Origin of the sequence: Streptomyces sp. NPDC093065 (genome assembly GCF_044754585.1) — a bacterium.
In the GTDB taxonomy this organism is placed as follows: domain Bacteria; phylum Actinomycetota; class Actinomycetes; order Streptomycetales; family Streptomycetaceae; genus Streptomyces.
In genome coordinates this window covers 110,542-123,005 of record NZ_JBIVPJ010000024.1, presented here as the reverse complement: position 1 = coordinate 123,005, position 12,464 = coordinate 110,542, and the positions used below count along the sequence as shown (strand labels likewise).

11 protein-coding genes are annotated in these 12,464 nt (G+C 72.5%); 3 read left to right on the top strand and 8 right to left on the bottom strand.

The window, feature by feature from the left end; translation table 11 throughout:
* Positions 1-397: 397 nt before the first annotated feature.
* From ACIQFU_RS32275 to ACIQFU_RS32250, 6 genes are all read right to left on the bottom strand, one after another.
* Positions 398-1,387 carry a zinc-dependent alcohol dehydrogenase family protein gene (locus ACIQFU_RS32275; RefSeq protein ID WP_402556306.1) on the bottom strand — a complete coding sequence of 330 codons (990 nt, stop codon included), beginning with the start codon at positions 1,385-1,387 and terminating at the stop codon, positions 398-400.
* The gene (locus ACIQFU_RS32270) at positions 1,384-2,259 is read right to left on the bottom strand and encodes a carbohydrate ABC transporter permease (RefSeq protein ID WP_402556305.1); all 876 of its coding nucleotides are present in this window, start codon (positions 2,257-2,259) and stop codon (positions 1,384-1,386) included. The genes ACIQFU_RS32275 and ACIQFU_RS32270 overlap by 4 nt, the downstream gene beginning before the upstream one ends.
* On the bottom strand, positions 2,256-3,200 hold the full coding sequence (locus ACIQFU_RS32265) for a carbohydrate ABC transporter permease (protein WP_402556303.1): 945 nt from the start codon (positions 3,198-3,200) through the stop codon (positions 2,256-2,258). The genes ACIQFU_RS32270 and ACIQFU_RS32265 overlap by 4 nt, the downstream gene beginning before the upstream one ends.
* A complete protein-coding gene (locus ACIQFU_RS32260; protein ID WP_402556301.1) occupies positions 3,197-4,567 on the bottom strand; it encodes an ABC transporter substrate-binding protein in 1,371 nt (456 codons plus the stop codon). The genes ACIQFU_RS32265 and ACIQFU_RS32260 overlap by 4 nt, the downstream gene beginning before the upstream one ends.
* Positions 4,568-4,672: 105 nt before the next feature.
* Complete coding sequence (locus ACIQFU_RS32255; protein WP_402556299.1) at positions 4,673-5,443, bottom strand: DeoR/GlpR family DNA-binding transcription regulator; 771 nt, start codon at positions 5,441-5,443, stop codon at positions 4,673-4,675.
* 272 nt (positions 5,444-5,715) lie between these two features.
* Positions 5,716-6,525 carry an NAD-dependent epimerase/dehydratase family protein gene (locus ACIQFU_RS32250; RefSeq protein ID WP_402556298.1) on the bottom strand — a complete coding sequence of 270 codons (810 nt, stop codon included), beginning with the start codon at positions 6,523-6,525 and terminating at the stop codon, positions 5,716-5,718.
* Between the two features lie 225 nt (positions 6,526-6,750).
* On the opposite strand from ACIQFU_RS32250, the gene ACIQFU_RS32245 reads away from it, so the two are divergent.
* The gene (locus tag ACIQFU_RS32245) at positions 6,751-7,701 is read left to right on the top strand and encodes a 5-dehydro-4-deoxyglucarate dehydratase (RefSeq protein ID WP_402556297.1); all 951 of its coding nucleotides are present in this window, start codon (positions 6,751-6,753) and stop codon (positions 7,699-7,701) included.
* Positions 7,698-8,867 carry a hypothetical protein gene (locus tag ACIQFU_RS32240; RefSeq protein ID WP_402556295.1) on the top strand — a complete coding sequence of 390 codons (1,170 nt, stop codon included), beginning with the start codon at positions 7,698-7,700 and terminating at the stop codon, positions 8,865-8,867. Before ACIQFU_RS32245 ends, ACIQFU_RS32240 begins: the two co-directional genes overlap by 4 nt.
* Positions 8,868-8,940: 73 nt before the next feature.
* On the opposite strand, the gene ACIQFU_RS32235 is transcribed toward ACIQFU_RS32240, so the two are convergent.
* Both ACIQFU_RS32235 and ACIQFU_RS32230 read right to left on the bottom strand, forming a co-directional pair.
* Positions 8,941-9,525 carry a hypothetical protein gene (locus ACIQFU_RS32235; protein ID WP_402556293.1) on the bottom strand — a complete coding sequence of 195 codons (585 nt, stop codon included), beginning with the start codon at positions 9,523-9,525 and terminating at the stop codon, positions 8,941-8,943.
* Positions 9,522-10,751, bottom strand: coding sequence for an MFS transporter (locus tag ACIQFU_RS32230; RefSeq protein WP_402556291.1), 1,230 nt, complete (start codon positions 10,749-10,751; stop codon positions 9,522-9,524). Before ACIQFU_RS32230 ends, ACIQFU_RS32235 begins: the two co-directional genes overlap by 4 nt.
* A gap of 167 nt (positions 10,752-10,918) precedes the next feature.
* Here ACIQFU_RS32230 and ACIQFU_RS32225 point away from each other — a divergent pair, with 167 nt between their 5' ends.
* Entirely contained in the window at positions 10,919-12,463 is a 1,545-nt protein-coding gene (locus ACIQFU_RS32225; protein ID WP_402556290.1) for an ABC transporter substrate-binding protein, read from the top strand.
* Position 12,464 lies beyond the last annotated feature (1 nt).

The following is a 12,464-nucleotide window of genomic DNA, read 5'->3' as shown; positions in this document are numbered from 1 at the left end:
CTCCTTGAACGAACGGACGATCACGGTGTTGCGATGCCTCCTAGGTGAAGGGTGTGCAAGGTGCCCCGGCGGGGGGGGGCGCGCCGGGGGGGGGGGCCGCGGGGGGGGGGGGGGGGGGGGGGGGGGGGGGGGGGGGGGGGGGGGGCGCGGGGGGGGGGGGGTGGGGGGGGTTTTGGGGGGGGGGCGGGGGGGGGGGGGGGTGTGGGGCCCGGGGGGGGGGGGGGGCCGGGGGGGCTGGGGGGGGGGGGGGGGGGGGGGGGCCGGGGGGTTTTCGCCCCCGCCGCCCCTTCCCGTTCCCGTCCCTGGGGGCTGCGCCCCCAGACCCCCGCTTCGGCCTGGACGGCCTCGTCCTCAAACGCCGGACGGGCTGGGGGTGCCGGGCGTTGGCCGGACAGTGCTACGGCACGACCACGATCTTGCGGCCCACGCCCGCCGCGAACTGCTCCAGTGCCTGCGGGTAGCGGTCCAGTTCGATGCGGTCGCTGATGAAGACGTCGGGGTCCAGGACCCCGTTGGCGAACAGCTCCGCCGCGCGCTCGTAGCTGTGGAGGACCGCCATCGAACCCGTGATGGTGATTTCTTGGTTGTAGATGCGGTACGGGTCGATCTGGACGCGCGTCGCGTAGTCGGCGACGCCGAACTGGAGGAAGGTGCCGGCCTTGGCGACCCGGTCCAGGCCGTCCTGGATCGCCGCCGCGTTGCCCGTGGCGTCGATGACCAGGTCCCAGCCCTGGGGGCGGTCCAGCTCGTCGGGGGTGGCGGCCGAGGCCGAGACGCCGAGGCCGCGGGCCGTTTCCAGGCGGGCCGGGTTGAGGTCGACCATGTCGACGCTGGCCGCGCCGGTGCGCTTGGCCAGCTCCAGCATCATCAGGCCCATCGTGCCCGAGCCGTAGATGAGGACGTGGGCGCCCAGGCGGGACTGGAGGACGTCGTAACCGCGGACGGCGCAGGAGAGCGGCTCGATCAGGGCCGCGTCCTGGGTGCGGACGTGCTCGGGGAGCTTCACGCAGTTCGCGACCGGCGCCACCGCGAACTGGGCCGCGCCGCCCGCCGTCGTCACGCCGATGGCCGCCCAGCGTTCGCAGAGGTTGTTGTGGCCGGTGCGGCAGTAGCGGCACTCATAGCAGTAGAGGGAGGGGTCGACGGCCACCTGGTCGCCCACCGCCACCTCCGTGACCTGGGCGCCGACGCCGACCACCTCGCCGGCGAACTCGTGGCCCGGCACGATGGGGAGCTTGGGCGCGAACTCGCCCTGGAGGATGTGCAGGTCGGTGCCGCACAGGCCGCAGGCGGCGACCTCGACGACGACCTCGCGCGGACCTGGCGTCGGGTCGGGGACCTCGGTGACGACGGCGCGGCCCACGGACTCGATGACGGCGGCCTTCATTTCACGGCTCCCAACGACAGGCCCTGGACCAGTTTGTCCTGGGCGGCGAACCCCGCGGCGAGCACCGGCAGGGAGATGACGAGCGACGCGGCGCACACCTTGGCCAGGAAGAGGCCCTGGCTGGTGATGAATCCGGTCAGGAAGACGGGGGCGGTCTCGGCGACCACGCCCGTCAGGACCCGGGCGAAGAGCAGTTCGTTCCAGCTGAAGATGAAACAGATCAGGGAGGTCGCTGCGATGCCCGGGAGGGCGATGGGGGCGACCACGCGGACCAGGATCGTGGGCAGTTTCGCGCCGTCCACCCGGGCCGCCTCGATGATCGCGACGGGGACCTCGGCCAGGAAGGACTGCATCATCCAGACCGCGATCGGCAGGTTCATCGACGTGTAGAGGATGACCAGCAGCCAGATGTTGTCCAGCATGTCCGTGTTCTTGGCGAACAGGTAGATCGGCAGCAGGCCCGCCACCACCGGCAGCATCTTGGTGGACAGGAAGAAGAACAGGACGTCCGTCCACTTCTTCACCGGGCGGATGGACAGGGCGTAGGCGGCCGGCAGGGCCAGGACCAGCACGAAGAGGGTCGAGGCGATCGACGCCACCGCCGAGTTGGCGAGGGCCGGCCAGGGGCTGGCGCCGCCGCCCGCGCCGAAGAACTCGCGGTAGCCGTCCAGGGTGAGGGAGGCGGCGAAGGAGGGCGGGTTGGTGGCGGCGTCCGACTCCGAGTGGAAGGAGGTCAGCGCCATCCACGCGATGGGCAGGAAGAACACGATGCCGGCCAGCCAGGCCACCAGGCCCAGGCCGGCACCGGCCTTGCGGCGGGTGCGTGCGGGCTTGGCGTCGGTGACGACGGGTCGTACGGCGGTGGCGGTCATGCCCGGCCGACCTCCTCGCGGAACAGGGACGACACCACGCGCAGTGCGAAGGTCGCGATGATGATCGAGCCGATGACGACCAGGACGCCCGCGGCCGAGGCGAGGCCGTTCTCGTGGGCCTGGTAGAAGCTCTGGTAGACGGTGTAGGGCAGGTTGGCCGTGCCCAGGCCGCCGGACGTGATGGTGAAGACGGCGTCGAAGTTCTGGACGATGTAGATCGAGCCGAGCAGGGCGCCGAGTTCGAGGTAGCGGCGCAGGTGGGGCAGGGTGAGGTGGACGAAGATCTGCCAGTCGCCCGCGCCGTCCACCCGGGCGGCCTCGATCTGCTGCTGGTCCCGGCTCTGCAGGCCGGCCAGCAGGATGAGCATCATGAACGGTGTCCACTGCCACACCAGGGACAGCTCGACCGCGAGCAGCGGGGTGTTCGAGATCCAGTCCGGCTGTGGTCCGCCGACGTAGTGCAACAGGCCGTTGAGCAGGCCGTACTCGGGGTTGTAGAGGACGTGCTTCCAGAGCAGGGCCGCCGCCACCGGTACCACGAGGAACGGGGCGATCAGCAGGGTGCGGACCACGCCCCGGCCCTTGAACCTGCGATCGAGCAGCAGGGCGAGGGCCAGGCCCAGGACCAGGCTGGCCAGGACGACCGCCACGGTCAGCAGGATCGTCGTCCACACCGACTTGCGCAGGGCCGGGTCGCTGAGGACGTCGCCGTAGTTAGCGAATCCGGTGAAGCTGCGGGCGTCCGGGTAGAGGGCGTTCCAGTCGAAGAAGGAGATCACCAGCGTCGCCACGAAGGGCAGTTGGGTGACCACGATCATGAAGATCAGGGCGGGGAGCAGAGGGGCCCGGGTGGCCCAGGCGCGCAGCCGGCCGGACGGCGGGCGGACGGTGGGGCGTGTGTGGTCGGGTGCGGCCGAGGGGGCCGTGGTCGTGGCGGTCATCGTCCCTCGTACTCCTCGGAGATCTGCTCGGCGAGCTGCTGGGACTTCTTCAGGGCCTCGTCGACGGACTGGCGTCCGGCGATGGCCGCGCTGATCTCCTGGGAGACCTTGGTGCCGAGGTCGGTGAACTCGGGGATGCCGACGAACTGGATGCCGGGTGCCGGGCGGGGCTGCAGGCCGGGGTTCTTGGGCTTGGCACCCTCGATGGCCTTCCTGGTCATCTCCTGGAAGGCGGCGGCCTCCTTGACGTAGGCCGGGTTCTCGTACGTCGAGGCTCGCTTGCCGGCCGGGACGTTGGACCAGCCGATCTCGTCGCCGACCAGCTGCTCGTACTCCTTGCTGGACGCCCAGGAGACGAACTTCCAGGCCTTGTCGGAGTTGCGGGAGGCCTTCTGGATGCCCCAGGCCCAGGTGTAGAGCCAGCCGGAGGAGTCCGTCTTCTCCACGGGGGCGGGCGCGTAACCGATCTTGCCCTTGACCGGGGACTTGGCGGCGTCCAGGGAGCCGGCCGCGGAGGTGGCGTCGTACCACATGGCGACCTTGCCCTGGGTGACGTTGTTCAGGCACTCGGCGAAGCCGGACTGGGCGGCGCCGGACTCGCCGTGTTCGCGGACGAGGCCGACGTAGAACTCGGTGGCCTTCTTCCACTCGGGGGAGTCGAGCCGGGCCTGCCAGTCCTTGTCGAACCAGGTGCCGCCGAAGGTGTTCACCACCGTCGTCAGGGGTGCCATGATCTCGCCCCAGCCGGGCAGTCCGCGCAGGCAGATGCCCTTCATGCCGGGCTCGGCCCCGTCGAGTTTCTCGGCGAAGTCCGCCACCTGGGTCCAGGTGGGGTGCTCGGGCATGGTCAGGCCCGCCTTGGCGAACAGGTCCTTGCGGTACATCAGGAAGGACGACTCGCCGTAGAAGGGCTGGCCGTAGAGCTTGCCGTCGTCGCCGGTGAGGGACTCGCGCATCGGGCCGAGGACGTCCTCCTCGTCGTAGGCCGGGTCCTTCGCGACGTAGCCGTTCATCTCGTGCAGCCAGTCGTTGCGGGCGTAGATCGGTATCTCGTAGTTGGAGAGGGTGGCGACGTCGTACTGGCCGGCCTGGTTGGCGAAGTCCTGGCTGATCTTGTCGCGGACGTCGTTCTCCGGCAGGACGGTGAAGTTCACCTTGATGCCGGTCTCTTTGGTGAAGTGGTCGGCGGTGAGCTTCTGCAGCTCGACCATCTGCGGGTTGTTGACCATGAGGACGTTGATGGCGTTGCCGCCGGATCCGGCGCCGCCCGCCCCGACCCAGCAGCCGGTGAGCAGCGGGGCGAGCAGCGTCCCTGCGGCGGCCATGGCGAGCGTGGCTCGCGGCCTCCGTCGGCTCTGGGTTCGCATGGATCGCTCCTGAACGTATGGGGAGGTATGGGGAAGTAAGGGGCAGTGGAAGGTGTGGGTGTGCCGTACGGGGCACGGGGACGGGGGGGTGGAGGTGACGGCTGCTCAGACGCGGATGACCTGCGGTCCGAGCAGGGAGTAGCGGTGTGCCTCGGCGGAGGGCAGCAGGGTGCTGGTGACGATGGCCTCCAGGGTGCCGATCTCCGCGAACCGGCAGAAGCTCACCGCCCCGAACTTGGTGTGCGCGCCGGCGAAAACCGTGCGGCGGGCCGCCCGGACGGCCTGCGCCTTGACCTCGCTGACGGCGGGGTCGGGGGTGGTGAGGCCGTGCTCGCGGGAGATGCCGTTGGCGCCGATGTACGCCAGGTCGACGACGAAGCCGGCCAGCATCTTCGTCGTCCAGTGGTCGACGGTGGCCAGGGTGCCCGAGCGGACCCGGCCGCCGAGCAGCAGGACTGAGGTGTCGCCGGCCTCGGCCAGCGCGCCGGCCACCGGCAGGGACGCGGTGACCACGGTCAGCGGCCGGTCGCGGGGCAGGGCCTCGGCGATGAGCTGGGGGGTGAAGCCCTCGTCGATGAAGACCGTCTCCGCGTCGCCGAGCAGTTCGGCGGCGGCGGACGCGATCCGGCGCTTCTCGGGCACGTGGCTGGTGGCCCGGAAGGCGAGCGTGGTCTCGAACCCGGCGCTCTCCACCGGGTAGGCGCCGCCGTGGGTGCGGCGGACCAGGCCGTGGTCCTCCAGGGCGCGCAGGTCCCGTCGTACGGTCTCCTTGGCGACGCCCAGTTCGGCGGCGAGCGCGGTGACGTCGACCGAACCGGTGGCGCGGGCGACCCGCACGATCTCGTGCCGACGCTCTTCCGTCGTCCTCGTGTTCATGCCGAACACCTGCCTCACCGCCTCGTCGCCGTGTGGTTGCCCGTTCGGGCCCGTGTGGCCCTTGGGGGAAGTTCTACAGCGGCCGTGCGGCACTGACCAGGCCTGTTGCGGATCCGATACTGCCCGGGTGTGCCCGTTTGCCGTGCCGGGCGCCCGTCTCGGACCTGGGGCGCAGCGCGGGGCGGGGTGAGAACGGGCAGCGCGGATGCCCGCATGCCGAGGCGGACGGGCCCGTTCGGTGCCCGTCCGCCTCGTGCGGGGTCGTCTTCCGGTCAGTACGGCCAGATCGGGGGGTCGGTCACGAAGTGGCCGCCCAGGCGCGCGTGCGCGGGGTTGCCGGGGTCGAGGTCGCCCTGCTCGGCGAGGAGCTTGTCGGCGTACGGCTCGGAGTCGTCCAGGGGCTCGTAACCGAGCGCCCGCGCGGAGGTCAGGTCCCACCACAGGCGGGTGTTGGCGGAGGAGCCGTGGACGACGGTGTGTCCGACGTTCTCGGCGGTGAGGGCCGCGTGGAAGAGGCGGGCGCCGTCCGCTGGGCTCATCCACACCGAGAGCATCCGCACGCTGGTCGGCTCGGGGAAGCAGGAGCCGATGCGGACGGAGACGGTCTCGATGCCGTGCTTGTCCCAGTACAGCTGGGCCAGGTCCTCGCCGAAGCACTTGGACAGTCCGTAGAAGGTGTCCGGTCGGCGCGGCGTGTCGATTGGGATGAGGGGGTCGTCGCCCCGCGGGCGGGGGGTGTACCCGACGGCGTGGTTGGAGGAGGCGAAGACGATGCGGCCGACGTCCTCCTCGCGGGCGGCCTCGTACAGGTTGTAGGTGCCCTCGATGTTCGCGGCGAGGATCTTCTCGAAGGAGGCTTCCAGGGAGATGCCCGCGAGGTGGATGATCGCGTCGACGCCCCGGACCGCCTCGCGCAGGGCGTCCCGGTCGGCGAGGTCGGCGACGATCGCGTCCGGTTCGCCCTCGACCGGGCGCAGGTCGAGCAGGCGGAGTTCGTAGCCGTGGTCGGGGAGCAGTTCCCGCATCAGGGTGCCGAGGCCGCCGGCGGCGCCGGTGAGCAGGACGGTGCGGGGAGCGGGCATCCTCGGGACTCCTAGGTCTCCTGGAGCGACGGCAGTCGTACGCCGGGCGGGTGCGCGGCGAGTGGGCGTACGAGTGCGTGCCTGGTGTTCATATGCGTGGACACGCTAAGGAACGGGTGGTCACGCGTCAAGAGGGCGTCTGCTTGACGGTGTTCGCGGGGCGGCTTAGCGTGGTCATGTTCAGAAATGTAGACGCAGGTCATAAATATGGAATGGGGAGCTCCCGTGACCTCAGCCCCTCTCGCCGCCCGGCTCACCGCGCCCAGCGGGCCGCTGTTCTTCCCCGTCACGGCGTACGGACCCGACGGCGGAATCGACCTCGACGTCTACCGCACGCATGTGCGCCGCGGGATCGAGGCCGGCGCCGCGGCCGTGTTCGCCTGCTGCGGCACCGGCGAGTTCCACGCCCTGACGCCCGAGGAGTTCGCCGCCTGCGTCCGCGCGGCCGTCGAGGAGAGCGCGGGCCGGGTGCCCGTGCTCGCGGGCGCGGGCTACGGCACCGCCCTCGCCGTGCGCTACGCCCGCCTCGCCGAGGACGCCGGGGCCGACGGCCTGCTCGCCATGCCGCCCTACCTGGTGCACGCCGGACAGGAGGGGCTGGTGCGGCACTACCGGGAGGTGGCGGCCGCGACCCCGCTGCCCGTGATCGTCTACCAGCGCGACAACGCCGTGTTCACCCCCGGCGGCGTCGTCGAACTGGCCCGCACGGACGGCATCGTCGGCCTCAAGGACGGCCTCGGCGACCTCGATCTCATGCAGCGGATCGTCAGCGCGGTGCGCACGGAGCTGCCCGGCGCGGACTTCCTGTACTTCAACGGCCTCCCGACCGCCGAACAGACCCAGCTCGCCTACCGCGCGGTGGGCGTCCCCCTGTACTCCTCCGCCGTGTTCTGCTTCGCCCCCGAGATCGCCCTCGCCTTCCACCGGGCGCTGCGCGAGGGCGACCAGGCCACGGCGCACCGTCTCCTGGACGGCTTCTACCGGCCGTTCGTCGAACTGCGCGCCCAGGGCCGCGGATACGCCGTCTCCCTGGTCAAGGCGGGGGTACGGCTGCGCGGCCTGGACGTGGGGGAGGTCCGCACGCCGCTGCAGGAACCGGCCGAGGACCACGTGAAGCAGCTCGCGCAGATCATCGAGCGGGGCCAGGCGCTGCTCGACGCGGAGGGGGACCGGTGAAGGCGTCGGCGTTCGTCTACCCCTGGGACGTCAACGGCGACCCGGAGGCCCCCGCGCGCATCGCGGACCTCGGCGTGGCGCAGGTGACACTCGCCGCCGCCTACCACTCCACCCGCGCCCTCACCCCCCGCCACCCGCGCCACCGGGTCGTCACCGCCGAGCACGCCGCCGTCCTCTACCCACCGGACACCGCCCGCTGGGAGGGCCGGGACCTGCGCCCCTACGAGTCCGGCGACTGGGCGCCCGGCGACGCGTTCGGCGAGGCCGCCACCGCCCTCGCGGACGCGGGCCTCGAAGTGCACACCTGGGTCGTCCTCGCCCACAACTCCCGCCTGGGCGCCGAGCACCCGCACACCTCCGTCGTCAACGCCTACGGCGACCGCTACCCCTGGGCGCCCTGCATCGCGCAGCCCGCCACGCGCGCGTACCTCACCGACCTGGCCGCCGAGGCGGCGGTGCGGCCCGCGGCGCGCGGCACCGAACTGGAGTCGCTCGGCTGGTACGGGCTCGCCCACCTGCACGCCCACGACAAGACCGCCGGGTTGCCCCTCGGGGACGCCGGGCAGTACCTGATGTCGCTGTGCTTCTGCCCCGACTGCCGGGCGGGGTACGGCGGTCAGGGCCTCGACGCCGACGGACTCGCCGCCGCCGTGCGCACCGCGCTGGAGCCGGTGTGGCGGGGTGCGGCGCCCTCGGACGGGGGCTGGGCAGGCGTCGAGAAGCTCCTCGGCGCGGCGACGGCGGACGCCACGCGCGCGTGGCGGGACGACCGCGCCCGCACTCTCCAGGAGGCGGCGGTCTCGGCGGTCCGCACCGCCGCACCCGACGGCTTCCAGGTCCTGCTCCACGCCGACCCGGTCTCCTACCACTGCGGAGCCAACGCCGGCGTCGACCCCGCGCACATCCTGTCCGTCGCGGACGGCGTGGTCGTCCCCTGTACGGGCGGCGCGGGCCTGCTGACGCCGTTCGCCGAGCAGGCCGTCGAGGGAGCCGTCCTCGCCGCCAACCTCACGGTGGTCTCCGGCATGGGCGGCAGCCCCGCCACCCTCGCCGCCGACGCCGCCCGCGCGGGGGAGCTGGGGGCCACGGAACTGCGGCTGTACCACGCGGGGTTGGCCTCGGCCGGGGACCTGGAGGGGGTGCGGGCGGGGGTCGGGGCGCGGTGAGCGCCGGAAAGGGTGTACCGACCAGCCGTCCCGCCGGGCGGCGGTGACTGCCGTCGTCCGCCCTGCCCGGAGCTCAGCCGAAGACGTCCAGGAGGTCCGGCCAGGAACCGTTGTCGGCGGGGCGGGGGCGTATGGGCCGCGGGTCGGGGTAGGTCGCGCTCGCGGCCCTCGCACGGACGAGGTCCGGCCCGCCGCACGCGGCGACCGCGAAGGCGCCGAAGACCTTGGCGAACGCGGCCGGGTCGCGGAACTCCACGCCGAACGCCCGGCCGTCCTGCAGCGGCACCCACACCACCCGGTCGCGCCGGATCCATTCCGACACCGGCCGGTCGTCCGCGGTCGACCGGCCCTCCAGCCACAGCCGGGCCACGTGGAGGAGGTTCACCTTCTCCATCGGCAGCCGCTTGCGGCGCACGCGCAGTTCCCGCGTCGTCAGCGTGACCAGGTGGTCCTTCTTGGGGTACCAGGCGACGCCGATCCCGAACGGCACCCACAGCAGGACGCCGATCATCGGCCAGACCAGAGCGTCGCCCCACGAGCGGAGCAGCCCGCCGTCCACCAGGTACGGCGTCCCGAAGACCAGAACCCACTGTGCCGTCATCCGCCAGAATCCGGTGCCCTGTCGGTACAGGACCCTTCGCTTCCCCGTCGTTGTCATGCCCGCACGTTATCCGCCCCGGCCGCTCGAGTCCGACCGGTCGTCAGCGCGAGGGCCGTGGTCAGCAACACCGCTGCCACGGCCGGGAGCAGCAGGCGCAGGTCGGCCAGTTCCACCAGCGCCGCGCCCGCGGCCAGGCCCAGCACGTTCGGGGTGAAGACCAGGGAGTTGGCCGTCGCCGTGACGCGGCCGAGGAGAGGGCCCGGTGTCTCGTGCTGGACGGCGGTCAGGGTGGCGATCAGCACCGCGGGCAGCCCCACGCCGATCGCCGCGCTGGTGGCCAGGGCCACGGCGTCGTACGGTGCCGCGCGCACCGCCAGCGCCGGCGCGAGCAGCGCGATTCCGCCGGCCGCGAAGCGGCGTGCGCCCAGGCGGCGGAGGGCCGGCCCGGCGAGCAGGCCCACGACCACCGAACCGGCGCCCTGGACGGCGTACAGCACACCGGCGTACGCGGGGGAGTGGCCGAGGGCGTCGACGACGGCGTAGGCCGTGGCGCCGTTCACGCCCGCGCACAGCATCGTGACGCCGCCCGCGAGGACGAGCGGGCGCAGCCCGGGGTGGCCCCACAGGTACCGGGCCCCCTCGGCCGTCTGCCGTCGCCAGTTCGTCGCAGGGCGCTCCAGCGGCGCCTCCCGTGTGCGCAAGGCGGCGTAGACGGCGGCGGCCAGCACGAACGTCGCCGCGTCCAGCAGGGCCACGCCCGGACCGCCGTACGCCGCGTACAGGCCCGCCCCGGCCAGCGGCGCCACCAGCTTCATGCCCTCGTTCGCCGTCATCCGCAGGCCGTTGAAGTCGCCGAGCAGCCTCGGGTCGACGGCGGCGGCGACGAGCGCCGACTCGGCCGCGTCGTGGACGACGCCCGCCGCGCCGTACACGAAGAGCACCGCGAAGAGCAGCCACAGCGTGCCCCGTGAGTCGACGGCGAAGAGTGTGAGCAGCAGGCAGGCCATCAGCAGGCTGGTGGCGAGCAGCAGGGGCTTGCGGCGGACGCGGTCCGCCAGGGTGCCCAGGGCCGGGCCCGTGAGTGTCGGCGCCCACATCGCGAGCATGCACAGTGCCGCGAGTCCGTCCGAGCCGGTGAGGTCCTTCACCCACACGCCGGACGCCAGCCACAGGGCCGAGGTGCCGAAGCCGGAGACCACGACCCCGGCGAGGTAGAGAGTCGCGTCACGGTCCCGCAGGATCGGGGGAACGGGCCGGGTTCGTTTCGTCGGAGGCTTCGTCATGCCTGGTCATCGTGGATCTAAGGGGTGGGGCTAGGCATCGGGCAGGTGCCTCATTTCCCCGTTCGGTCCGGCAGGCGGCCCCGTCTCCCTTTCGCACATCGTTTGCAATAGCATGATCGGTGCAATATCCGAGACGAAGGCGAAGAGGAGTCCCCGAGGTGTCCTCCGTGCTGCCCGCCCCCCTCTCCCGGCGGGCCGTCCTGGGTCTGGGCGGGGCCGCCGGCGCGGCGCTGCTGACCTCGTGCCGGGCCGCCGCGTCCGCCGGGGACGACGACGCTCCGCCACGGCGCGGCGGCACCGTACGGGCCGTGTTCCCCGGGGCGGGGGCGAAGGAGACCATGGACCCGCACGCACAGCGGCAGTTCGTGGACATCGCCCGGCACAAGCAGGTCTTCGACCGGCTCCTCGACCTGGACGCCACGCTGCGCCCCGTGCCCAGGCTGGCGCGGAGCTGGGAGTCCGACCGGGACGGCACGGTGTGGCGGTTCCGGCTGCGCCGCGCCGTCTTCCACGACGGGCACCGGCTCGACGCCGACGACGTGCTGTACACCCTGGCCCGCATCCTCGACCCGGGCGCGGCGGACCGGGTGGCACGCGGCTCGCTCTCCGTCGTCGACCTGAAGAACTCGCGCGGCGTCGGCTCGGACACCGTGGAGCTGGCGCTGAAGCGGCCGCACGCCGAACTGCCCACGCTGCTCGCGACGAGCGGCACCTCCGTCGTCCGGCACGGCTACCGGGACCCGTCCAGGGCGGTGGGCACCGGACCGTTCCGGTTCGTCTCCTTCCGGGCCGGCCGCTCCTTCACCGCCCGCCGGTTCGACGACCACTGGGACGGCGCTCCCTACCCGGACGAGATACGGATCCTCTCCGCGGAGACCGAGGCGCGGGCCAGCGCCGTACAGGCGGGCGAGGTGGACTACGCGCACGAGATGTCGCCCACCTTCGCGCGCGTCGTGGAGGCCAACCCGCGCGTGAGGATCGTCTCCACGCCCCGCAGCGGCGCCGAGGGCTTCGCCATGAAGACCGACCGGCCGCCCTTCGACGACCCGCGGGCCGCGCTCGCCCTGAAACTCCTCGCCGACCGCGAACGGCTCGTCGAGGTCGTCCTCGGCGCCCGCGGCACCCTCGGCAACGACATGTACGGCAAGGGCTACACGTACTACCCCGAGCACGTCCCGCAGCGCGAACGCGACGTCGACGAGGCCCGCCGCCTGCTGCGCGCCACCGGCACCCTCAACCAGCGGATCTCCTTCTACACGTCCACCGCCGCCGACGGATTCACCGACGCCGCGCACCTGTTCGCCGAGCAGGCCGCCGAGGCGGGACTGCGGATCGACGTCGGCACCGGGCCGCCCGAGAGCTACTACACCGACCAGCTCACCACCGGCCTGCTCGGTAGCCACCGGTGCGGCGCCATGCCCATCCCCAGCTACATCGGCGACCGGCTGACCGCCACCGGGCCCAAGAACGCCAGCGCCTGGAAACGCCCCGAGTTCGACGCGGAGTTCCACCGCGCGCAGGCCGTCGTCGACACCGCCGAACGCACCCGCCGGTACGGAGAACTCCAGCGCACGATCCACGACAGGGGCGGACTGCTGCTGTGGGGGCACCCCGACTGGCTGAACGCCGTGTCCGGGCGGCTGCACGGGGTGGCCTCCGCGCCGCCCAACACCGTCGACTGGGCCCGCTTCGACACCGTCTGGCTGGCCTGAC

Bases quoted from the DNA above. Each gene is read 5' to 3' on its own strand.
- ACIQFU_RS32275 (WP_402556306.1), bottom strand. From the start codon at position 1,387: ATGAAGGCCGCCGTCATCGAGTCCGTGGGCCGCGCCGTCGTCACCGAG.
- ACIQFU_RS32230 (WP_402556291.1), bottom strand. From the start codon at position 10,751: ATGACGAAGCCTCCGACGAAACGAACCCGGCCCGTTCCCCCGATCCTG.
- ACIQFU_RS32235 (WP_402556293.1), bottom strand. From the start codon at position 9,525: ATGACAACGACGGGGAAGCGAAGGGTCCTGTACCGACAGGGCACCGGA.
- ACIQFU_RS32265 (WP_402556303.1), bottom strand. From the start codon at position 3,200: ATGACCGCCACGACCACGGCCCCCTCGGCCGCACCCGACCACACACGC.
- ACIQFU_RS32255 (WP_402556299.1), bottom strand. From the start codon at position 5,443: ATGAACACGAGGACGACGGAAGAGCGTCGGCACGAGATCGTGCGGGTC.
- ACIQFU_RS32250 (WP_402556298.1), bottom strand. From the start codon at position 6,525: ATGCCCGCTCCCCGCACCGTCCTGCTCACCGGCGCCGCCGGCGGCCTC.
- ACIQFU_RS32270 (WP_402556305.1), bottom strand. From the start codon at position 2,259: ATGACCGCCACCGCCGTACGACCCGTCGTCACCGACGCCAAGCCCGCA.
- ACIQFU_RS32260 (WP_402556301.1), bottom strand. From the start codon at position 4,567: ATGCGAACCCAGAGCCGACGGAGGCCGCGAGCCACGCTCGCCATGGCC.